Annotated in this window: 23 protein-coding genes, 1 pseudogene, 1 riboswitch and 1 other annotated feature (1 of these 26 only partly in view); of the genes and pseudogenes, 13 read left to right on the top strand and 11 right to left on the bottom strand. The window is 39.7% G+C overall.

All coding sequences use genetic code 11. From position 1 onward, the window contains the following. Window positions 1-150, bottom strand: a binding site (T-box leader) (it extends 78 nt beyond the left edge of the window). A gap of 164 nt (window positions 151-314) precedes the next feature. Next, window positions 315-527, bottom strand: a complete 213-nt coding sequence (locus PQ578_RS05095) for a hypothetical protein (protein ID WP_273832490.1) — start codon at window positions 525-527, stop codon at window positions 315-317. A 215-nt stretch (window positions 528-742) separates the two neighbouring features. Here PQ578_RS05095 and mnmM point away from each other — a divergent pair, with 215 nt between their 5' ends. Beyond that, window positions 743-1,315: a tRNA 5-(aminomethyl)-2-thiouridylate-methyltransferase MnmM gene (gene mnmM, locus PQ578_RS05090; RefSeq protein ID WP_273832489.1), complete on the top strand. Its 573-nt coding sequence runs from the start codon at window positions 743-745 to the stop codon at window positions 1,313-1,315. Between the two features lie 29 nt (window positions 1,316-1,344). Here the strand turns inward: mnmM and PQ578_RS05085 are convergent, their stop codons facing one another. The 3 genes from PQ578_RS05085 to PQ578_RS05075 form a co-directional block, all read right to left on the bottom strand. Continuing rightward, entirely contained in the window at window positions 1,345-1,647 is a 303-nt protein-coding gene (locus tag PQ578_RS05085) for a hypothetical protein (RefSeq protein ID WP_165997269.1), read from the bottom strand. A 66-nt stretch (window positions 1,648-1,713) separates the two neighbouring features. Next, entirely contained in the window at window positions 1,714-2,784 is a 1,071-nt protein-coding gene (locus tag PQ578_RS05080) for a tetraprenyl-beta-curcumene synthase family protein (protein ID WP_273832487.1), read from the bottom strand. 17 nt (window positions 2,785-2,801) lie between these two features. After that, entirely contained in the window at window positions 2,802-3,614 is an 813-nt protein-coding gene (locus PQ578_RS05075) for an alpha/beta hydrolase (protein ID WP_273832486.1), read from the bottom strand. Between the two features lie 91 nt (window positions 3,615-3,705). Between PQ578_RS05075 and PQ578_RS05070 the strand changes: the two genes are divergently transcribed. The 5 genes from PQ578_RS05070 to PQ578_RS05050 all read left to right on the top strand — a co-directional run bounded on the left by PQ578_RS05070 (window position 3,706) and on the right by PQ578_RS05050 (window position 7,677). Continuing rightward, window positions 3,706-4,221 carry a gamma carbonic anhydrase gene (locus PQ578_RS05070; RefSeq protein WP_160919116.1) on the top strand — a complete coding sequence of 172 codons (516 nt, stop codon included), beginning with the start codon at window positions 3,706-3,708 and terminating at the stop codon, window positions 4,219-4,221. Window positions 4,222-4,292: 71 nt separating this feature from the next. Beyond that, a complete protein-coding gene (locus tag PQ578_RS05065) occupies window positions 4,293-4,511 on the top strand; it encodes a hypothetical protein (RefSeq protein WP_098444611.1) in 219 nt (72 codons plus the stop codon). A 140-nt stretch (window positions 4,512-4,651) separates the two neighbouring features. Then, the gene (locus tag PQ578_RS05060) at window positions 4,652-5,170 is read left to right on the top strand and encodes a phosphatase PAP2 family protein (RefSeq protein WP_420541532.1); all 519 of its coding nucleotides are present in this window, start codon (window positions 4,652-4,654) and stop codon (window positions 5,168-5,170) included. Window positions 5,171-5,188: 18 nt separating this feature from the next. Next, window positions 5,189-6,334: a glycosyltransferase family 4 protein gene (locus PQ578_RS05055; RefSeq protein ID WP_273832483.1), complete on the top strand. Its 1,146-nt coding sequence runs from the start codon at window positions 5,189-5,191 to the stop codon at window positions 6,332-6,334. A gap of 14 nt (window positions 6,335-6,348) precedes the next feature. After that, on the top strand, window positions 6,349-7,677 hold the full coding sequence (locus tag PQ578_RS05050; RefSeq protein ID WP_273832482.1) for a nucleotide sugar dehydrogenase: 1,329 nt from the start codon (window positions 6,349-6,351) through the stop codon (window positions 7,675-7,677). Here the strand turns inward: PQ578_RS05050 and PQ578_RS05045 are convergent. Then, window positions 7,671-8,291: an MSMEG_1061 family FMN-dependent PPOX-type flavoprotein gene (locus PQ578_RS05045; RefSeq protein ID WP_273832481.1), complete on the bottom strand. Its 621-nt coding sequence runs from the start codon at window positions 8,289-8,291 to the stop codon at window positions 7,671-7,673. The genes PQ578_RS05050 and PQ578_RS05045 overlap by 7 nt on opposite strands. A gap of 116 nt (window positions 8,292-8,407) precedes the next feature. After that, the gene (gene metK / locus PQ578_RS05040) at window positions 8,408-9,604 is read right to left on the bottom strand and encodes a methionine adenosyltransferase (protein WP_273832480.1); all 1,197 of its coding nucleotides are present in this window, start codon (window positions 9,602-9,604) and stop codon (window positions 8,408-8,410) included. A 209-nt stretch (window positions 9,605-9,813) separates the two neighbouring features. Continuing rightward, a riboswitch (SAM riboswitch) is annotated at window positions 9,814-9,923 on the bottom strand. 831 nt (window positions 9,924-10,754) lie between these two features. Between metK and pckA the strand changes: the two genes are divergently transcribed. From pckA to PQ578_RS05015, 5 genes are all read left to right on the top strand, one after another. Beyond that, entirely contained in the window at window positions 10,755-12,338 is a 1,584-nt protein-coding gene (gene pckA, locus PQ578_RS05035; RefSeq protein WP_273832479.1) for a phosphoenolpyruvate carboxykinase (ATP), read from the top strand. Window positions 12,339-12,570: 232 nt separating this feature from the next. Then, window positions 12,571-13,566 carry an ABC transporter substrate-binding protein gene (locus tag PQ578_RS05030; protein WP_273832478.1) on the top strand — a complete coding sequence of 332 codons (996 nt, stop codon included), beginning with the start codon at window positions 12,571-12,573 and terminating at the stop codon, window positions 13,564-13,566. 11 nt (window positions 13,567-13,577) lie between these two features. After that, window positions 13,578-14,354: an ABC transporter ATP-binding protein gene (locus PQ578_RS05025; RefSeq protein ID WP_273832477.1), complete on the top strand. Its 777-nt coding sequence runs from the start codon at window positions 13,578-13,580 to the stop codon at window positions 14,352-14,354. After that, entirely contained in the window at window positions 14,335-15,135 is an 801-nt protein-coding gene (locus PQ578_RS05020) for an ABC transporter permease (protein ID WP_273832476.1), read from the top strand. Before PQ578_RS05025 ends, PQ578_RS05020 begins: the two co-directional genes overlap by 20 nt. Before the next feature lie 179 nt (window positions 15,136-15,314). After that, window positions 15,315-16,169, top strand: a complete 855-nt coding sequence (locus PQ578_RS05015; protein WP_273832475.1) for a cation diffusion facilitator family transporter — start codon at window positions 15,315-15,317, stop codon at window positions 16,167-16,169. A 67-nt stretch (window positions 16,170-16,236) separates the two neighbouring features. On the opposite strand, the gene ytkD is transcribed toward PQ578_RS05015, so the two are convergent. Together ytkD and PQ578_RS05005 are read right to left on the bottom strand one after the other, a co-directional pair. After that, window positions 16,237-16,707: an RNA deprotection pyrophosphohydrolase gene (gene ytkD / locus PQ578_RS05010; protein WP_160918505.1), complete on the bottom strand. Its 471-nt coding sequence runs from the start codon at window positions 16,705-16,707 to the stop codon at window positions 16,237-16,239. 147 nt (window positions 16,708-16,854) lie between these two features. Beyond that, window positions 16,855-17,382 (bottom strand): hypothetical protein, encoded by a 528-nt coding sequence (locus tag PQ578_RS05005; protein WP_273832474.1) that lies wholly within the window; start codon window positions 17,380-17,382, stop codon window positions 16,855-16,857. A gap of 217 nt (window positions 17,383-17,599) precedes the next feature. Here PQ578_RS05005 and PQ578_RS05000 point away from each other — a divergent pair, with 217 nt between their 5' ends. Next, on the top strand, window positions 17,600-18,760 hold the full coding sequence (locus tag PQ578_RS05000) for an ABC transporter permease (protein ID WP_273832472.1): 1,161 nt from the start codon (window positions 17,600-17,602) through the stop codon (window positions 18,758-18,760). A 99-nt stretch (window positions 18,761-18,859) separates the two neighbouring features. Here the strand turns inward: PQ578_RS05000 and PQ578_RS04995 are convergent. The 3 genes and pseudogenes from PQ578_RS04995 to PQ578_RS04985 all read right to left on the bottom strand — a co-directional run. After that, a pseudogene (locus tag PQ578_RS04995) lies at window positions 18,860-18,931 on the bottom strand (YjcZ family sporulation protein); the annotation flags it as partial. Between the two features lie 178 nt (window positions 18,932-19,109). Further along, the gene (locus PQ578_RS04990) at window positions 19,110-19,448 is read right to left on the bottom strand and encodes a hypothetical protein (RefSeq protein ID WP_273832471.1); all 339 of its coding nucleotides are present in this window, start codon (window positions 19,446-19,448) and stop codon (window positions 19,110-19,112) included. 22 nt (window positions 19,449-19,470) lie between these two features. Continuing rightward, window positions 19,471-19,695, bottom strand: a complete 225-nt coding sequence (locus PQ578_RS04985; RefSeq protein WP_273832470.1) for a hypothetical protein — start codon at window positions 19,693-19,695, stop codon at window positions 19,471-19,473. Between the two features lie 139 nt (window positions 19,696-19,834). Here PQ578_RS04985 and PQ578_RS04980 point away from each other — a divergent pair, with 139 nt between their 5' ends. Beyond that, complete coding sequence (locus tag PQ578_RS04980; protein ID WP_273832469.1) at window positions 19,835-22,006, top strand: UvrD-helicase domain-containing protein; 2,172 nt, start codon at window positions 19,835-19,837, stop codon at window positions 22,004-22,006. The last annotated feature ends 128 nt before the right edge of the window (window positions 22,007-22,134 follow it).

Raw genomic sequence — 22,134 nt, 5'->3', positions numbered from 1 at the left:
TTAAGGCCTTTAACGCAGGCATACGGGTCACCTTACTCCATTCAGGTTCCGATTCAAAGGTGAGTTCGCAAAGGTTCTATGTTAACTTCCACCAACCGTTAACTCTCTAGCAATAGAATCCTTGGTACTATTCCTTATCATTATCTTTAACTTCACAAATTACGTATATAATTTGTATTGTATGAAGACTTGTGAGAAATGTCAAGAACATTATCAGAATAGCCGCTTTTTTCGTGATCTATACATCTCCAGATACAATTTGTTTTTCATTAGGTATAGAAAATATAAAAAGAAACGTACCCATACTGGGCACGTTATCCTTCGCGATGCTTTTTCTGACTCGCCGAATCGTCTTTTGAGTGCGGCTTATCTTTTTCTTCTCTCTGTTCTTCTTTTAAATCTTCTAGTGGAATCGCATCCACATTCATTTCTGAAGTATCCTCATCCAATTGATTCTTTTCTTTATCAGGTAATTGCTCAGGGTTATTGGTTTCACCTTGTTTGTGTGCCTTTTCGTTCTTTGCCATGTGATCACCTCATTTATTGTTTATTAGTTTGTACCACACTCCATATATTCCCAAACATTTATGAAAGTTAGTTGGAGAAAAAGATCGAACATGGTAAAGTCATAATTAGCTAAAACATCGCTTTCTAGACGTCTGCATTCACGATAAGTTTCTCAAGTCAGGCAGCAGACAAATGAAGCAAAGAATATTTTTAGTGACAGAAAGGAATATACATCATGACCCTTCAACGTATCTTACCTTTTACAAGAACGCTACTGGACTCAGTCTTAGCAGAAGGTGGCATTGCTATTGACGGTACTTGTGGAAATGGACACGACACTCTCTTTCTAGCCGAATCGGTTGGTAAGTCAGGCAAAGTTTATGGATTCGATATCCAATCTGAAGCAATAGAATCGACTGAAAAAAGACTGCAAGAAGCTGACCAATATACCCAGGTCGCTCTATTCCAGGAGACTCACGCTTCCATTAATAACAACATTGAGAAGGAACATATAGGGAAAGTTTCTGCCGCAATCTTTAATCTTGGCTACCTGCCAGGTGGAGATAAATCCATTGTCACTAATGCTGAAGAAACGATTCAATCTGTAACAGATATCTTACGTTTGCTTCATTCAGGAGGACTTCTCATTCTAGTTGTCTATCCAGGACATCCAGAGGGAAAAATTGAAAGTGAAAAGGTCACAAATTTCGCTACTGATCTTAATCAGTCACATTATCAGGTTCTAAAATATCAGTTTATTAACCAAATCAATGATCCCCCCTATATTCTTGCGATCAGCAAAAAATAAGGGCTGTGCTTCTGCACAGCCCTTATTCTTTATAGAATTCGCATTGATTCAATATGATCTCTTGTTTTTTTATTCCCTAATTTGTGTATCAGGCTATATATCTCTTTCATATGGTTATCATAGTCATCATTGTTTTTATCTTCATGATAACTCATGGCAGGGACATGAGCACGGTATAAGGAAAGTCGACTATCCTTATCTGTTAGATCAAAAAGCTCACTAAGTTCATAAATATCTTCCTCATCTGCATCAATTTCAAAATGATAACTTGATGCTCCTTGATCTTCCAAAATTTCACCTGAACTAACCTCTACGTAATAACGCTTCTTCATCTTAAGAGCCCCTTTCAAAATCCTATAGGCTTCTTTTCTCACGAATGAGTGTTTTTTATACGCGTATTACTGAGAAGCTTTGTGAAGTCTTCTATAAACCCATCCATTAAAGTAAAAGAAAATGCTCGATCGTCCACCAATTCGAATGATTTTACGAGCTAACGAACGAACATCTTTCTGTTCCATTACTTTGCGATCGGCAAGGTATATTCCAAGTAATCCCCTATTAATTAAACGGTGGAAAGAAGAATGGGGAAGTCCCTCTACGCTTTTATCTGCTTCCTTAATAAAGTGCGCAACACGCTTGGCGAGCTCATCATTGTCTTTGTAATAGAAACAAAAATTCAAATCTCCACCAGCTCGATCCTCTTCCTGATCAATAAAGTAATCCAGCATAATATGAAGCCCCTGTACCCACGGAAAGTACCCATCTTTAATCATCGCTGTTCCACCTTGTGGGATTTCTTCACCTAGTGAGTACGAGACAAGACAAAATATACCCAACGTTGATCCTGAACAAGCAGAAAATTCGTTCCAAGTCATTTCTGGCATTTGCTTCTTATGCTGGTCAAACCAGCTCTTCAATCTTGGCACGCGTTCTTCCTCTTTCACATGCTTATGTACCTGAAGATCACAATAGTAATGACAGAGTTCTAGTAAGGCTGGCTGCACTTCGGATTGATTTGGCAACTCGCGAATTACCTTCTGACACGTCCGAACAAGTTCAACTAGATAACCGCCATCATCTTTTTCTTCCCGATACCGATAATAATGATTAGATGCTTCAACCTCAGGCGAAAGAGCCTCAATCATTGCCTCATGTAGAGCACTGAAGTCTTTTGGATCAAGTGAAGTACTTCGGTCACATAGGTTATCCAGGTAGTCGCTAATTGTCTGATAAGCAGCGATAAATGAAATCGAACGATCAATCTGCTTTCCAGCAAGTAACCCATAGATCCCTCCACCTTCACAGTGAAACGTTTTTGAATCAATGCTGTCTAGCGCCTGTTTTCTAAGTTCAGGATTTGGGATTTGTTCAGCCCGTCTCCTCCAATATTCTAATTCATGATGAACCCTCGGTAAGACGCGTCGATAGATACTATACATCAGCGTCCAGGGTTGACTCGGTACTTTCAAGTGACCCCACTCCTGTATTAATTATTTATCTGGTTTTCTTTGCGGTTTAGTAATTCAAGTTTTAATTCAACAAACGATTTGGCTGTTTGAAATACATCTTCACGATCTGGTTCGTTGAACACCTCATGATAAAATCCATCCCATTCTTTATAGGCCTTCTCTTTCAAGGGAATACGGTTAAACCATGAAATAACGGCTTGCTTATCAACAATACGATCATCGCCACCCTGTACAACAAGCAATGGTAAATTGTGAAATGTTCTTGCACCATCGTTTGCGATTTTCATTGCCTTAAGAAGTTCACGATACCATCTTACCGATACTTTCTGAACCATTAGTGGATCTTCTTGATCGCGTTTGTGAAATTCCGGATTCCTTGTCCCGATATTCGGCTCTAGCTTGGAATTTAACCTTAACGAAGGAACGATTGGATTTAATACTTTAGAGAGAATATCAACGCCTTTATTTGGAGGATTCACTAGACCAATACAAGGAGAAGATAAAATCACTCCCGTCAAAGACGGTCGCTTTTCCATAATCGTTCGAATCGAAGCAAGACCTCCCATACTATGTCCTAATAAAAACACTGGTAGCTGAAATTCGTGAGCTCTTTTGATCCATTTGTCGATAGTCTCGATATATTGGTCAAACGAATCAATATGCCCTCGTCTTCTCGTACTCTCCCCTTGCCCTGGTAAATCACCAAGTACTACATGGTAACCTGCTTCAATCCACTTTGAAACGAGCCAATCATACCTACGATGATGTTCGTTCGCTCCGTGAACTAATACAATAACCCCTTTTGGATATTCAGTTTCTTTTATGCGCATGAAATATCAGCCCCCTTATGTAGGTCCGTTCTTTTTGATACACTACTTTTGAAAAGGATTTCATCTATACTAAATGAAGGTTGGGATTGCAATGCTGTATGCGTATCATGACAAAAAACCTCAGATTCATGAAACAGTCTATATTGCGGATTATACTACCATTACAGGGGATGTGACAATCGAAGAACATAGTAGCGTCTGGTTTAACACGACGATTCGCGGAGATGTTGCACCAACAGAAATTGGTAAAAAAGTGAATATACAAGATAATTGTGTTCTCCATCAGAGTCCAAATAAAAAACTCATTCTTGAAGATGGTGTGACGATCGGCCATCAGGTTATCCTCCATAGTAGTATTATTCGAAAGGACGCTCTTGTTGGAATGGGCTCAATCATTCTTGATGGAGCTGAGATTGGAGAAGGTTCTTTTATAGGTGCCGGAAGTCTTGTCCCACCCGGAAAGAAAATCCCGCCTCATTCTCTTGCATTCGGAAGGCCAGCTAAAGTGGTTAGAACATTAACAGAGCATGATCTGCAAGATATGAACCGCATTCGAAGAGAATACGTTGAAAAAGCAGCTTATTACAAAGAGCAAAAACCGCTCTAGAAAACACGCATATTTGTCGTTCGTTTGAGGAAGGTTACCAATACAATCCTAAATGGATCGAGGTGGCTTCCGTGTACAAAATGACAATGGTCTTGATCGTGCTCGTCGTCATCACCTTGCTAATAGGGGCTTTTATGACGTACAGGCTTGGACAAAACCAAAAAGGCGAATATGATAATCAAGGGAACGCCCGGGTCAAATCTTCTTTCTTTAGTAATCCGATTTTTCTTGTTTATATTATCGCAACAGCATTAGCCATTGGCTATGTAATCTATTTTACGTTAATTTGATGAAAAAGATCAGGAAGATCATTCCTGATCTTTTTTGTTTGGTCTTAACAATTCCTTAAGATTACTTTAATAGTGGCATTAAAATTATGCTATATGCTTAAGGTAACACATAGGTTGAAGGGGGATTCTTTTTGAGTAAAATGGTTGGATGGCTTTATGAGCGGGAGTGTACCGTATTTCGATTTGTGAATTTAACGTGTCATTCAAGATACCTCACAACTCTTTTTGGATTTGTTACTCATGCAGGTGGTGCTAGAACAACGATTTTAAGCACACTTTTGTTACTGGCTTTGTTACCTGCTCCTATAAAAATATGGGGGTTACAAGCCGCCTTTGCTCTTGCTGCTAGTCATATACCTGTTCATTTAATTAAAAAGCATTATCCAAGGCACCGGCCATACCTGGCAATGCCAGAAACGAAGATGCTCGTCTACCCTCTGAAAGATCATTCTTTTCCTTCTGGTCATACGACAGCGATCTTTTCTGTTCTTATACCGTTTGTCTTTCATCTTCCTTCACTAGCTCTCCCCCTTCTTGCTCTTGGGAGTCTAGTTGCCTTATCCCGGATCTACTTAGGTCATCATTATCCTTCTGATGTTCTCGTTGGTGTACTACTTGGTGGTGGATCAGGCATTCTTTCAACACTCATAATAGGTTAGAAGGGGGAAGAACAATCCATGAAGCTTGCACTGTTTACTGACACGTATTATCCACAGGTCAATGGGGTTTCTCGCACACTCGGTAAGTTAACCACATATATGGACCGTCAGCATGTTGATTATATGCTTTTCGCACCCGACTGTCAGGCTGATGAAGACCTGTTCACAAGTAATGTTCATCGGTTTACAAGTATGAAGTTTTTCCTTTACCCCGAATGCCGCATTGCCCTCCCTAAATTAAGTCTTATCCGTAATCAGCTCCAGGGGTTCAACCCGGACCTCCTTCATGTTGCAACACCGTTTAATATCGGAATGTGCGGGTTGCACTACGGAAAAAAGAACAATGTGCCCATGGTTGCTTCCTATCATACGAATTTTGATGACTATCTAAAACATTATTACCTTGAATGGTTTTCTCCTGTCATGTGGAAATATTTAACGTGGTTTCACCAGCCATTCTCTAGCACCTTTGTTCCGTCTAACGAAACACGGCACCGGTTAAATGAAAAAGGATTTGAGAACCTGAAACTTTGGAGAAGAGGTGTTAACTGTGAACACTTTTCTCCGCTTAAAAAAAATCAGTCACTACGACAACGATACAATTTTCAGGAAAAGTATATTCTATTATTTGTTAGTCGACTAGCTCCAGAAAAAAATCTTGAAACGTTACAAAAAATCATGTGGAAATTACCTGATGAATTAAAACGACAAACAAGATGGCTGATAGTAGGAGACGGACCAGCCATGCCTCATTTCAAAGAAAATGTACCTAGGAATGTGACATTCACTGGTTACAAAGAAGGAGAAGAATTAGCAGAGCTATACGCAACCTCGGATCTATTCATATTCCCATCTGCTACTGAAACATTTGGAAATGTCGCATTGGAGTCTCTCGCCTCAGGAACCCCTGTTGTAGCTGCAAATGCTGGAGGCTTAACTGACGTTGTGTCGGAAGAACGAAATGGACTTTTCTGCTCACCTAATAAGGAGGAGGAATACATTAGCGCGATCAGACGACTTTTAACAGATCATACTGACCGAAGAATGATGGGGTATGAGGGTCGACGCTATGCACTTTCTCAATCTTGGGATGCCATTTTTGGTCGATTATTAGAGGACTACGAAAAAACAATTGGAGTTAAGAAAATTGTTCAATACGCTTAGAAAGGAGAAAAATAATGAAGCTTGCTGTATTTGGCACCAATGAAATTGGTTTAACCGCATCCGCTATCTTCGCTTCACATGGTCATCATGTCGTTTGTACCGATGAAGATCGAAGTCAAATTGTTGCACTCAATTCAGGCGAAGTACCTGTGGATGAAGAAGGATTAACAGAAATGATGACAGAAGTGAAAAAGGCTGGTCAATTAAGCTTCTCTGTTAATCGATTAACAGCCGCTTCTGAAGCAGACATTCTTCTATTCACTGAACCTATTCCAGTTGACGAGAATAAACATCCTGATCTTACTTGTTTCTTTCGTTTCATAAGAAAAATTGCTCTTACAATTAAACAACATAAAACCTTCATTATTAAAAGTAATGTTCCCCCAGGAACAGCATCAAAAGTAGAAGACATTCTCATAGAACAGGGTGTGCCTGATCGCTCCTTCGATGTTGTGAGTAATCCAGATTTTATTCGAAAAGGCTCAGCAGTAAAGGATTTTATGTATCCGTCTCAAATCATTATCGGCACTTCTTCGCTTCGAGCTTGTCGTGCGATGGAAACGTTCTACGAGCCTATTACGTCGTCTCTTCAGTATATGGACCATACTAGCGCAGAATTAATGAGGTACGCTTATCATACGTATCAATCATTACAAGTCTCGTGTCTCACGATGATCGCTGGGGTTGCAGAAAAATACGGGGGTGACGTTGAATTAATTCAAGGCGCATTACCGAAGACACCAAAATTTAGTGAGCACTCCCTTCATCCCGGTTCTTCCTTTCTAGGTACTGACACGTTAGACGAGCTTGCTTCATTTCGTTCAATGATCAAAGCATCTTCTTCTGCAAATCAAATGTTTAAGGCACTAGATGAAATTGATCAATATCAGCCTGAACTATTGATTCAGAAACTGAAAGATTTCCTAGGAACTCTCCAGGGAGCCAAAATTGCTATTTTCACTTCATCTACAATAAAACCGATCCCAGCACTTCCACCTTATGAGTTAGTCATTAAGAAATTGAAAGAGGAAGGTGCTATTGTTCAACAGTTTGATACTGAAAAAACGAAAGATAAAAAAGGAAACGAGATGAACACGATTTACGATTCAGTGCAAGATTGCGATGCTCTTTTATTGATGAGTGAATTAGTGTCTATTAAACAACTTAACTGGGGTAAAATCATTAAAGGACTCAATCTTCCATTAGTCGTAGACGGTCACAACTTATTCCCTCTGGATGAAATGCGAATCATTGCTAACACCTATGATTTAATTTACTGTTCAATTGGTCGACCAAACATCTATAAAGGATTAGGTTCCATTTCAGTACAATCCATTCAGTAAAGACGATTTGTATAACTGTCCCTTAACGATTCCGCAACGTTTTCTTCACCGATCTTCGCATGATCTGAAAGCATTCTAGTAGCCGGTGCGAGTCCTTCTATGTTTGGCCAACGCTCCGGTTCCCAGAGATGGGATCGTTTTAATGCTTTTCCACAGTGAATGAAACATTCTTTTACTTCAACCCCAATTCCAAATAATGGCATTTTCCCCTTGTACTCAAATCGCGCAAGGAGGCTTTTATCTTTCACAATCGTCGCAACCCCATTAATGCGCAACGTTTCATCTCGTCCTGGAATCATGAAAAGCAAACCAACCATTGGGTTTTCTACTATGTTCCTCATCGAGTCCATTCGTTTGTTTCCTGGTCTTTCTGGTATTAATAGATGATAGTCATCTAACGCTTGAATGAAGCCTGGCTTATCCCCTCTTGGAGAAACATCACTACCCGTACTTGAATGGGTTGCTATCGTGATAAAAGGTGTAAAGCGAATAAACTCTCTACAATATTCATCAAGAAAAGAAATAACCTTATGTACAGCAAGCTGACTCGGATTTCCGGCCATCTCTTCAAGTTCCTGCAGCGTTGTAATTTTTTCACCAAAAATTCCCTTCATTCCTTTTCTCCCCCTACATTTTCTTCCATTTTATCACACCCTATTTACTCATATAGATTTTATATTCACTAAATGAAAACAAAAAAAAGAGACCAACGGCCTCTTTTCATCATTTACTAAATTCCAGCACCCTGTTTAAGGGATTCTGAACGATCCGTTTGTTCCCAAGGAAGTTCAATGTCCGTACGTCCAAAATGACCATACGCAGCCGTTTGCTTATAAATAGGACGGCGAAGATCAAGCATCTTAATAATGCCTGCAGGACGAAGGTCAAAGTTCTCTCTTACTAGCTCAACAAGTCGTTCCTCTGACACTTTTCCAGTCCCAAATGTATCAATTGCAATCGATACCGGTTGAGCAACACCAATCGCGTAGGCAAGCTGAACTTCACAACGATCGGCAAGACCTGCAGCGACGAGGTTCTTAGCTACATAACGAGCAGCATATGCAGCAGAACGGTCGACTTTCGTAGCATCCTTACCAGAGAATGCACCACCACCGTGACGCGCATAACCACCATAAGTATCAACAATAATTTTTCTTCCTGTTAAACCTGCATCACCTTGTGGCCCACCAATCACAAAACGGCCAGTTGGGTTAATGAAGTATTTTGTTTCATCATCAATCAATTCAGCAGGAACAACTGGCTTCACAACATGTTCCTTAATGTTACGCTGAATTTGTTCAAGTGAAATTTCAGGGTGGTGTTGCGTTGAAACAACAATCGTATCAACGCGAACCGGCTTTCCAGATTCATCATATTCAACCGTAACCTGAGTCTTTCCGTCAGGACGAAGATAAGGAAGAATTTCTTCTTTTCTTACTTCACTCAATCGACGAGCTAGCTTATGCGCAAGAGAGATTGGCAGCGGCATTAATTCAGCAGTTTCATTACATGCGTAACCAAACATAAGACCCTGATCACCTGCACCAATTGAATCAATTTCACTTTCTGACATTGTGCCTTCACGCGCTTCAAGAGCAACGTTTACACCTGCTGCTATATCAGCAGACTGCTCATCAATAGATGAAAGCACCGCACATGTTTCAGCATCAAATCCGTATTTTGCACGTGTATAACCGATTGTTTGAATCGTTTCACGAACGACTTTTGGAATATCCACATAGTGCGAAGTTGTAATTTCACCGGAAACTAATACAAGCCCAGTTGTTACTGTAGTTTCACAGGCAACGCGCGCATTTGGGTCATGCGCAAGAATATCATCCAGAATGGCATCGGAAATCTGATCTGAAATTTTATCAGGATGCCCCTCTGTTACTGACTCAGAAGTAAACAAACGACGATTACTCACTCAAGTACCTCCTTAAGGATTGGATCCTATCTAGTTATAGTGTAATGGATACGGTACTCATTTCCCTATTATCCTGTGCCGAAACGAGAGAACGAATTCAAAATCTTATCGTCTTACCTTTTTTTATAGTGTCATCAACCTCAACGACATTAAAAAAGCCCTTTCCTTCTATTTAGAGGGAAAAGGAGCTGGTATCTCATGCCTTTCGCCTCTTATCTTCCAAGACTATTGTCTTGCAGGTTAGCACCTTAATCCTGTTGTATAGGAGTTGGTTGCTGAGCTTCATCGGGCCTGTCCCTCCGCCTGCTCGGGATAAGAGTATCCATTCTCGACATATAATAACGCAGTTAAAAGAAAGTGTCAATAACGAAAAGCGGAGTGGGCCTGCCTAAATCCGCAGGATGTTGGAGCCCATGAGATTGAGACGCTTTTTGTCTCATTCGATTGGGCGAAACAGCCGAAGGATTTGGCCCGCGCAGCTAGACATGAAAAGCGGAAGTGGGCGTTTAGGGTCGACAAGCGCTGGAGCCCTACAAAAAGAACACGGTCTTTGTGTTCATTTTGTAGGGTGAAGCGATCGAGACCCTGCCCACTGCAGCTAGACACGAAAAGCGGAAGTGGGCGTTTAGGGTCGACAAGCGCTGGAGCCCTACAAAAAGAACACGGTCTTTGTGTTCATTTTGTAGGGTGAAGCGATCGAGACCCTGCCCACTGCAGCTAGACACGAAAAGCGGAGACAAGCGGTTAGAAACGGAGATATTGGAACTCCTGAACTGGAACACGCTTTTTGTGTTCCTGTGAAGTAGTGAAATATCGTAGTTTCTGCGAGTCGCAGCTAGACACGAAAAGCGGAAGTGGGCGTTCTATGGTCGACAAGCGCTTCACCCTGCCCACTGCAGCTGGATCTCACGAAAAGCGGAACCCTGACTCGAAAGAACTGAATAATTAATTCATTACCATCACAATAAAAAAGCCTTCTTATATTAAAGAAGGGACCCCTAAAACCTAACCAAATCGTTATTCGTTGTTTTTTCACTCTTTAAGCAAAAAATACATAGATTAGTATAGAATAATCACGCAAATGTGTTATACTATTTTTGAGTTAAACGAGTCAGTCAACGAAATCTTTCATAAAGGATGGGTTTAACGTATGAAAACAGCTTCCTTCTCCTCACCGTTATTGGATGCTATCTTAAATAAGAACAATCCACATGTAAATTTATCAGTTTCTGAACTGGTTGAACATTCCTTATTTAAAAACGAAGGAACACTATCTTCAACGGGCGCTCTTCGAGTTGAAACCGGAAAATACACCGGTCGTTCTCCTGGGGACAAGTTTATTGTAAACGAAGACTCCGTAAAGAACAAAGTAAATTGGGAAACAAATCAACCAATTTCCGAAAAAAGTTTTGAAAACCTTTACACGAAAGTGCTGAACTATCTTGGTGAGAAAAAGGATCTTTATGTATTTAAAGGATTTGCTGGTGCTGACCAGTCATCAAGACTACCCATCCAGGTTATTAACGAATATGCCTGGCATAACCTTTTTGCCCACCAACTTTTTATACGTCCAAATGAATCAGAGCTACAAGATCATGAAGCAGGATTTACTGTTATTTCTGCTCCTGGTTTTCAAGCTGACCCTGACGTTGACGGGACAAATTCCGAAACGTTCATTATTATTTCCTTTGAAAAGCGAACCGTTTTAATTGGCGGTACAGAATATGCTGGCGAAATCAAAAAATCAATTTTCACCGTAATGAACTACTTATTACCTGAGAACAATATTCTTTCCATGCACTGCTCTGCAAACGTTGGTAAAGAAGGCGATGTTGCTCTATTTTTCGGTTTATCTGGAACAGGTAAAACGACGCTTTCTGCTGACGCACACCGTTCACTTATAGGTGATGATGAACATGGCTGGTCCATGAACGGTGTTTTTAACATTGAAGGCGGTTGCTACGCTAAATGCATCAACTTATCGAGAGAAAAAGAGCCTGAAATCTGGGATGCCATCCGTTTTGGAACAGTTCTTGAGAACGTCATAATGGATACCGATTCACGTAAGCCTGATTACGATAACACGAGCCTAACTGAAAATACTCGAGCTGCTTATCCAATCGATGCCATTCCTAACATCGCTATTCCAAGCGTAGCGGGTCATCCTAATACGATTATCTTCTTAACCGCTGATGCCTTCGGAGTCCTTCCGCCGATCAGTAAGCTTACGAAAGAACAAGCGATGTTCCATTTTCTATCTGGCTATACAAGTAAACTAGCCGGAACCGAAAGAGGCGTAACTTCACCTGAAGCTACTTTCTCTACTTGCTTCGGCGCACCGTTCTTACCGTTACCTGCTCACCGCTATGCCGAAATGCTTGGTGAGAAAATCATGGAACATGATGTTCAAGTTTTCCTTGTGAACACAGGTTGGTCTGGTGGCGGATATGGTGTTGGAAAGCGAATGAAGCTATCCTACACTAGAGCGATGATTCAAGCTGCTTTGAACGGAGAGCTTGATCGTATAGAAACAGTAACAGATCCCATTTTCGGATTGCATATCCCTTCTCACTGTCCTGGCGTACCCGCAGATGTGTTGCAACCAAAACAAACATGGGAAAACAAAGAAAACTATGACATAAAAGCAAAAGAACTTGCTACTCAATTTGTTAAGAATTTTGATAAATTTTCAAACGTATCTGAAGAGATTAAAAAAGCTGGACCTAACGTTTAAAAACTTTCAAAAAGCACCTAAATGGTGCTTTTTGTTTTTATCACCGCTTCTTTTGGACTAACCGCCTCGAAATGAACAAATGCTAAAAAGCTCTTACCGCTAACCAACTAAAAGAAAACCTCCCCCTAGCATTATCCTTTTTTATCTGCCAAACACAAAATGTTACGAAATTCATAGGCTATAGTATCTTAAACATGAGCCTATCTCATGTGATAATGGTGGGGGCTAACTAATGAAAAAAAGTTGGGTATTTAAAAGCAGTATTTTTATAGGTGTCTTTCTTCTTATTCTTTCAGCATGTGGTACGAATAATGGAAATGATCAGGTGCGCGTAGCTGAGGTAACACGCTCTATTTTCTATGCACCACAGTATGTGGCTCTCTCCGAAGGTATATTTGAAAAGCATGGAATTGATGTCGAGTTAACCACCACTTGGGGTGGCGACAAAACAATGACCACGTTGCTTTCAAATGGAGCAGATATCGCCTTAGTCGGTTCTGAGACATCTATTTATGTTTATGCGCAAGGCACAGATGATCCCGTCATTAATTTTGCTCAGCTCACACAAACAGATGGAACATTTCTTGTATCAAGAGAAAAAGTCGATCATTTTGCATGGGAAGATTTGAAAGGAAGCACTTTTCTTGGTCAGCGTAAAGGCGGAATGCCACAAATGGCAGGGGAATTTGTTCTGAAAGAAAAAGGCATTGATCCACAAAATGACTTAAACCTTATTCAAAATATTGATTTTGCAAATATCTCAAGTGCGTTTGCATCGGGTACTGGAGATTATGTTCAACTTTTCGAACCGACCGCAAGTGTTTTTGAAGAACAAGGTGTCGGATATATCGTAGCCTCGTTCGGTAAAGAATCAGGAAAAATTCCATACACAAGCTATATGGCAAAAGACAGTTATTTAACTAAAAATGCGGATGTAGCAGAACGATTTACAGCAGCACTTTATGAAGCACAATTATGGGTAGATACCCACTCTTCTGAAGAAATCGCTAAATCAATTGAGCCATTTTTTCAGGACACTGATCTGGAGCTGATTACTACGGTCGTTGATCGTTATAAGAGTCAACATTCATTCGCTACAAATCCTACTCTTGATCAGGAAGAATGGGATAACCTACAAAATATTATGGATGAAGCTGGCGAACTTCCAAAACGTGTTGATTATAGCAAACTAGTGGATAACAGCTATGCAGAAGAAGCACAACAATAGGAGGAAATAGAATGTCTTTCCTTCAACTAAATGCCATATCACATGTTTATTTAACAGAAAGTGCAGCAAAGGAAGCCCTATCTGACCTTTCGTTTTCCATTGCGGAAGGTGAATTCGTATCACTGCTTGGTCCAAGTGGTTGTGGAAAATCCACATTGTTATCAATTATATCAGGGCTCTTACAGCCAACTGAAGGAAGCGTCTCTCTTCAGAACAAGATGATTCAATCACCGGGTGAGCGAATGGGCTATATGCTTCAACAAGACTATTTATTCCCCTGGAAGACCATTGAAGACAATTGTTATATCGGGTTAAAGCTCTTAAACAAATTAACTCCCGAGAAGAAAGAAATCACACTTGCATTACTTGACAGTATGGGGCTTTCAGACGTTCGTCACGCCTATCCTGATCAGCTTTCAGGGGGTATGAGACAGCGAGTTGCGCTCGTTCGAACGCTTGCAACTGATCCTGATCTTCTTTTATTAGATGAACCTTTCTCAGCTCTTGATTATCAAACAAAACTAAAGCTTGAAGATCTTGTCTTCCAAACGTTAAAAGCACATCAGAAAACAGCGATACTCGTAACGCATGATATTGGAGAAGCAATAGCGATGTCAGACCGGATCATTCTTTTATCACCGCGACCAGGTAAAATCGCAAAGATTTTTCAAGTTCCATCTCAACTTCAAACATTACTGCCTTTTGAAGCTAGAAACGATCCAGTTTTCCCCGAAAACTTCCAAATGATATGGAAGGAGCTTGATTCTCTTGAACAATCTCCAACTTGATAAGCAGCATCAGCAGTATGTAAAGAAGTTGAAAAGAGAAAAGTATGAGATCGTAATCTGGCAAATCTTTATTCTTTTAGCATTTCTCTCTCTATGGGAGCTTGCAGGGCGACTTACCTGGATTGATCCTTTATTATTTAGTTACCCAACTAAGATCGCTTCGCTCTTTCTCACGAAACTTTATGACGGTTCTTTGTTGCTGCATACAAGCGTAACCCTACTTGAAACCGTTGCAGGTTTTATGATCGGTACAGTACTTGGCACAGCTTTCGCTGCGGTCCTTTGGTGGTCCCGAAAAGCGTCAAAAATTTCCGATCCTTATCTGGTCGTATTAAATTCGATGCCCAAAGTAGCGCTTGGCCCGATTATCATCGTGGCACTCGGACCAGGCTACCTTTCAATTATTACAATGGGAGCATCTATTTCGATCATCATCACAACACTGGTAATCTATCACGCTTTTCATACCGTAGAGCCAAATTATATTAAAGTAATTCGTTCCTTTGGTGGAAATAAGAAGCAGATTTTTCGTGAGGTTATCCTACCCGCTTCTTTTCCAGCTATCATCTCGACACTCAAAGTAAATGTAGGGTTGTCTTGGGTAGGGGTCATTGTTGGAGAATTTCTTGTTTCGAAACAAGGGCTCGGTTACATGATCATTTATGGTTTTCAAGTATTTAATTTCACACTCGTTTTACTAAGCTTATTTATGATTGCGATTTTTTCGTCCATTATGTATCTTGGCGTTGAATGGCTTGAGCGGAAATTAATCAAACATTAGCTCCTCTTTCAGAGGGGCTTTTTTTGTTGTAAGTGGGCAAACTAGTTAGCCAGAGGTTACAAACGTGATCGACCCCTACACGTCTTACCGCTGGCAAAATGATTGCTATAGACCCACCCAAATGCCATCTGCTAGCATATAGAAGAACATATTTCTAATTTAAAAGACAGGTGAAGAAAATGAATGCTCTGAAAGGCGTATGGCTTAGCATTGCCGCATACCTACTACTTTCAATCATAAAATTAGGTGCTGGATACCTGTTAGGTTCCGAGGCTCTGGTAGCAGATGGTTGGAACAATGCATCGGACATTGTAGCATCAGTTGCCGTCTTAATTGGAATGAGGATTTCTCTCAAACCACCAGATCTCAATCATCCATATGGACATTCTCGAGCAGAAACGGTCTCTTCCTTATTTGCCTCTTTTGTAATGTTTGCAATTGGTATTCAGGTCCTCTTCCATACAGCGACCGTTTTAATAAACGGAACCGTTTCATCTCCTCCATTAACATCCGCATGGGTCGCTCTTCTAGGGATGCTTGTTATGGGGAGTGTCTATCTTTTTAATTCCAGACTCGCTAAAAAAACAGGCAGTCATGGACTAATGGCTGCAGCAAAAGATAACTTATCAGACGCACTTGTAAGTCTTGGAGCCTTTGTTGGAATTATTGGAGCACAATTTAACATGCACTGGTTGGATCCTTTAACAGGATTTATCGTAGGCCTTATCATTTGTAAAACCGCTTACGATATTTTTAGGGATTCTTCTCTCATGCTTACTGATGGTTTTGACAAAGAGAAACTAAATGATATCGAAGCAACGATTCAAGAGATTGAAGGCGTTGAAACGCTTGTAGATATTAAAGCGAGGATGGCTGGAAATAAGATCATTGTTGATGCTGTCGTAGAAGTAGCGCCTTATTTAAACATTAAAGAAGGTCATAGTATTACAGATGAAATTGAAGCACAGCTCGAGAAAGAGCACGATATTCGGAATGCAATCATTCATGTGGAGCCAGGAAAAGAAACCATCTAACTAACAACAAAAAGTCCAGTTCGTTGAACTGGACTTTTTGTTTTAGCTACTATCGTTAGATGCTTCCCTACAAATAATTAAGCTGTTTTAAACTATACGTAAGGACTTGATCCTTCATCATAAAACTATAATGCTCATTTAAGTGAAGGTCTTTCGGAAGTGTTTTTAGCTTGACGGGGCCTTTCGTTTCCATATAATCATCTTTTTTCACGAGATGATCAATGTCAGCATAGTAGACGTTTTTAATGATTGTACCGCCTTTTCCTTCTACCCGATACTGACCTACGTACTTAAGACGCTTGACAACGCCTCCTGTTTCTTCGTAAACTTCACGAACAGCAGCTTCTTCCGCATTTTCACCCTCTTCCACCTTACCACCAGGAAACTCAATGCCTCTTCTTGAATGTTCCGTTAACAACCATTGATTTTCGAGGCGACAAATAACCCAAACATGCTTCGGATCTGAGGAGTACGGGTGGTCCTGGAAGGAAAATGTCACCTGATTATGATAGTAATCTGTAAACATAAATTCGCTCATTTGATAACCTCGTCCTTTAGTTTCTTACTTTATTGTAAAAGAGTAGCCTGTCCTTGTCCAATCCCCCTATATAAAAAGTGAAAACAAGATTCCTCCATTTCTCTGAAATCAATAATAAAACGCACGGCATTTAACCGTGCGTTTGTCTTATTTAATCTCAAAGTTTTTAATGATCCAGTGATTGTTTTCATAAATAAAATCAATATCAATTGTATAAGTACCATAAAGATCCGATTGGTTTGATTGGGTTAGCTTGTATTCAAATTCACTTATTTGATCTAACTCATACGGCTTATCTGTATTTACCCATGGAAAGAGTTCAGTAGGCACAAGATAAAGACCACCTTCTCGTTCCTCAAAGTAAACATCAGCGATTTGAGAAGAGAGCTCTTTTGACGCTACCTTCTGTAAATGTTGTTCGACTTCCTCGATTGACTGAAACTGTTTCACTTTATAATTAGCATCGGTTTCTTGAACAATACGGTCAATAAGGTCAGTTGAAAGTTGTTCAACATTAGGTTTTTCTACTGCTATTGCCTTTGCTTCAGCTTTGTTTTCAATGGAAGACATCACCATTTGTGAATGCTCTTCCGCAACTTTTGATATTTCCGCACCACAGCCTGAAGTGAATGTAAGGGCACCTACCAACATGGCTATACTTATGTATTTTTTCAAGTTACTCATCCTTTTAATTATTGTAGTATTTCACCGTTACTAATCACTTTCCTCATGAAGTCAAGTGTCAAACAAACTAGTCGATAATTAAGTCTTTTTTACTATAATATTTAGAAGATAGATGCAAATTCATTAAAATCGATTACAATAATAATACGAATAAAGATAACGAAATGTTTCGATTTTTTAGAATGCATTTCAGATAGGAGAAACTTCATTGACAGAGCTATGGAAAAAAAGATTCGACCATTATATACGCCACCGCTTAAGCTATTTAAGTTATATTTTTCAAGGTGGATTTCTCATAGCAGTACTTCTTACAGGTGGCTTCGGGGCTGTCTACTATCGACAGTTACTGGATGCGATTCCAGAAAATTTTCCAACACTGAGTGTGATGATCTTAATAATTAGTACTGTAATCAGTTTACTCAAAGGAAAGTTCTTTCTCTTGCCAGCTGACCGGGTTTTTCTATTAGCATATGAAGGGCGAATGGAGAAGTATATCCGATATAGCTTCTTTTATTCATACGTTCGCTCCCTTCCCATCATTATACTCACTGGTTTACTGACGACTCCTGTATTCATTCGATTAGGCTTTGAAGAGAACGCCCTTATTGTTGGATGTATTACGCTATTCACGCTTAATTTCCTATCTTTCTTTGTTATTATCCGTTCCTACATAGTAAAGATAAAATGGTTTCGCTTTTATTTATTGGTTATGAATAGTGCGGTTCTTTACTTGACGATAAAAGGAACTGTTTGGATCGGCGTACTCCTTTCGATTGCGCTTACCACTCTTCCTTTTCTATTGCGCAGGAAAAAAATGCTACAGTGGGAAAGATTGATCGAACTTGAAGCTTCACAAAAAAACCGCTTTGAGCAATTTGCTAACCTATTCGTTGACGTTCCTTCATTACAAAATCAAGTACGGGCGCGAAGATACTTTGGATTTGTTCTTTCATTAATTCATGTTAACGATCCACGTCTTTATCTTTCAGTTCGAACTTTTTTACGTAAAGGCTCATATGTTTGGATGTACCTCAGGTTGCTTGTGTTAGGAGCACTCATTCTTTCCTATTCGTCTAGTGAGATCATCACATTTCTATTCGTTCCTCTTTGTCTGTGGGTAACTTACCAACAACTTATTGCAATAATAAAAGAACAGTACCGAGATACATTTCTTGTCATTCTTCAAGACAACTTGACAGGTCATTCGATCGTTAAGATGATTTTCGGTTTATTGATCCTGCAGTCTTTCATCTATAGTTTTATTCAGCTTCCTGAATTACATGAAGCTTTCATTGTTCTTTTGGAAGGTTTACTATTTTCTTATGTACTCACGATGAAAAAAGAGACGAATGATAAAAAGAGGAACTGACTTAAATGAGTCAGTTCCTCTTTCTCATTAACAACAATAAGGATTGTAGTTTGCTCCGCCGACGCCTGGTCCGTGACCATAGCCGCCGCCAAATGCGCCAGCTCCTACAATAATTAATAAGATAAACAAGACAACAATTAACGCAAATCCTTTACCATATCCTCCGCTCATCTTTATCCCCCTCATTAAAATTCATTCACTACATTATTACTTTATGTCACTGAGATCATTTAGGAAGGGCAGGAGCGGAGTTCTTATAGAAAAACAATTTTATTCTTTATAACTCTTCATTGCGGCTTAGCAAACACAGCATTATCTATGGATAAACAAAAAAAAGAGGCATATGCCCCTAATTTCTTGTGTTATGGTTAAGTGCAGATAAAACACCCATTTGATCAATTTGCGCTTTTGTCTTATCTGTTCCTAATCGATGAATCATTTCATAAAGCTCATAAATCGCTTCATCTGTCCAATCACGATGGCTGTCTACTTCATCTTCATTATAATGGTTTAATGAAAAGAAATCATTTTGCTGCACATATTTCTGTGAGCGCAATTTCTCAATCGTGCGCTCGAGCTTCATTTTTTCTTCTTTTGTAGCTCTAATTTCAAATGCATTCATTTGAGTACCAACATTTGTTTCATGAAGCTCACCTTTTGGTGTTACAAAATACGTCTCACGTACCATTGCTTCTCACCTCCATGAAGATTTAAACAGGACTAACTTCTGAGTGGCTATACCCTTTATACTCATGCTGAGCTGCATCAATTGTTTTTTCAACAGTGTCAAGTCTTGAGTGAAAAGATCCAACGTCGCGTCCCTGCTTTTTCGCTTCCTCGACGCGCTCATCATAATTTTTTTCTTTCGTTGCTTCTGCTTCAACATGAAATTGTTTCTTATCATGATCCACGATAACTTGAATAAATTTCTCCATTGCTCTTTCCTCCTCTTTATCTTATCGTGTTTGTCACTTTACCCGTTTCAGATGAACATTAATCTTTTCATTAAAAACGAATACGTTCAAATTTGTGTTAAAATGAAGGGATGAATCCATAAGAACTCAGGTGATGATCATGAATTTTACAACAACACCGCATCAAGCAGTGACTGAATTGGACCTTTCTGCTCCTTTAACACCCCATTCGTCTATTAGGCCATTGGAAGATGAAGCAGAACAGGCTTTTTTTCATGAATTAGAAAAAAAAGGCATTCGCCTTAACGAACCCCAAACACAAGCAGTCAAACATACAGAAGGTCCTCTTTTAACAATTGCAGGAGCTGGTAGCGGGAAAACATCCGTTTTAACAACACGAACCGCGTTTCTAATTACAGTTAAGGAGAAAGACCCTTCTAGCATTCTCCTTATTACTTTCACTAGAAAAGCATCTGAAGAAATGCGACAGCGTATTAGTCGCTTACCAGGCGTTTCTCCACAAGACTCAGGGAGATTAACAGCAGGAACCTTTCACTCGATATTTCTGAAATTATTAAGAAGTCTCGGCTATAATCAAAAAATATTGAATAGCGATCGTCACAAACAAATTATTATGAAAAACATTTTAAAAAAGATGAAAAGTCCAGAAGCTTCTTTACCAGAAATTATGCTTTCATCCATTTCGTCGTGTAAAGTAAAGATGATGGAACCTAGTGATGTTCCCGATCATAAAGAAACGGAAGAACTGAAAAAAGCTTACACAGAATACGAAGAGTGGAAAACAGCTAATCACTATATGGACTTTGATGACATTCTTGTGTTTATGTATCGAGAATTTAATCAAAACCCAGCCCTTCTTCAAAAAATGCAAAATCGGTTTCAGTACATCTTAGTTGATGAATTTCAAGATACAAACCCAATTCAATACGAGTTGATAAAACAAATTGCTGCCCCGCAAAACAATCTATTTGTCGTCGGGGATGATGATCAGGTAATTTATTCCTTTAACGGAGCAAATAGTTCGATTATTTTAGAATTCGATCGCACATATCCAGATGCGGCAGTTGTTACGCTCGACACAAATTATCGATCAGCGCCTCCCATTGTAGGGCTAGGTAATCACGTAATTAAACATAATACGTATCGAAGGGCGAAGACGATGAATGCAACAAACAAAGATGGAAAGCAACCTTTCTATCTTAGACCTGCAACAACAGAAGATGAAGCAGGATATGTTCTTCGTCATATTCGCGAGCAAAAAAGAGAATGGAAAGATATCGCCATTCTGACAAGAACTTATACAAATGCTCGAGCTCTTTTCGAACAATTGATTGAGCAGGATATCCCTTTTAATGCACAAGGAATGAAGCAGGTCTTTTATGAACAATCCATCATCAAAGGCATGATGGAACATCTTCGTCTTGCGTATGAACATCAAAATCTTGACGCTACGGCCGCTATTCTTCCCTCTTTATTTATTAATCAAGAAGCTGGTATGCGTCATATCGAGATGGAAAATTTTGTTGAACCTGTTGATTTTCCTTTAGTTCATTTAAAATCATGGAAAACGCTTCGTGATTTCCAAAAGAAGTCAATTGATCGACGTATTCGTCTCATTCAGGAAGCAAAGCGTCACCAACCACAAAAGGCAATCCAATTATTGCGTGATGATTATATGAAACACCTTGATAGTGCGAATGATGAAGCTTTAACGGTTCACAAAACGACCCTTAAAGAAATGATGGACGAGCTAGAGTTCTCAAGCTCACGCTTTGAAACAATTCCTGAATTTCTAGCTTATGTTGATCGCATCATCCAACGTTTCAATGAGCACAAAAAAAAGGCAAGCGCTGCGAACGGACTATCCCTGTTATCCATTCATCAGGCAAAAGGACTCGAGTTCCCTGTCGTTTACGTGATTGGCGCTTCAGAAACAATATTGCCACACGTCTCAGCACTTAACTCTATGAAAGATAAAGAAGCTTCTCAGAAAGAGTTATATATGAAAAACCCAACTGCTGACCTTGAAGAGGAACGTCGGCTTTGTTACGTTGCGATTACACGGGCAAAAGAAGAGCTTTATATTTGTTCACCTGAAAAGCACCTTGGAAAACAAACGCCAGTCTCCCGTTTTTTAACAGACGCTTTTAAAAAGAAAATAAAGCAAGAAGGAAAATCAGTGAAAGCCTGGGTTTGTAGCAGTGAATTCTGCAAAGGATGGATGAAGGTTGAAGGGAATAAGCAACCTGATCAAAAGTTATGTCCTCTCTGTGAAAAGCCGATGGTTATATCACAAAAGTTCGTTAAATAAGTCGTAATGATGTCATCGTATTAAGCATTGTTGCGCTTTGATTACAAATTATTTAAGAGACGTTTAACTTACGGATTTCCCCCTTCAAACGTGCTATAGTAGAAAAAAACGCGCAACAGGAGGGCTCC

Source organism: Guptibacillus sedimenti, from assembly GCF_028610665.1.
In the GTDB taxonomy this organism is placed as follows: Bacteria; Bacillota; Bacilli; order Bacillales; family Guptibacillaceae; genus Guptibacillus; species Guptibacillus sedimenti.
The sequence above is the reverse complement of the archived record's forward strand: the minus strand, read 5'-3'. Positions and strand labels throughout refer to the sequence as shown.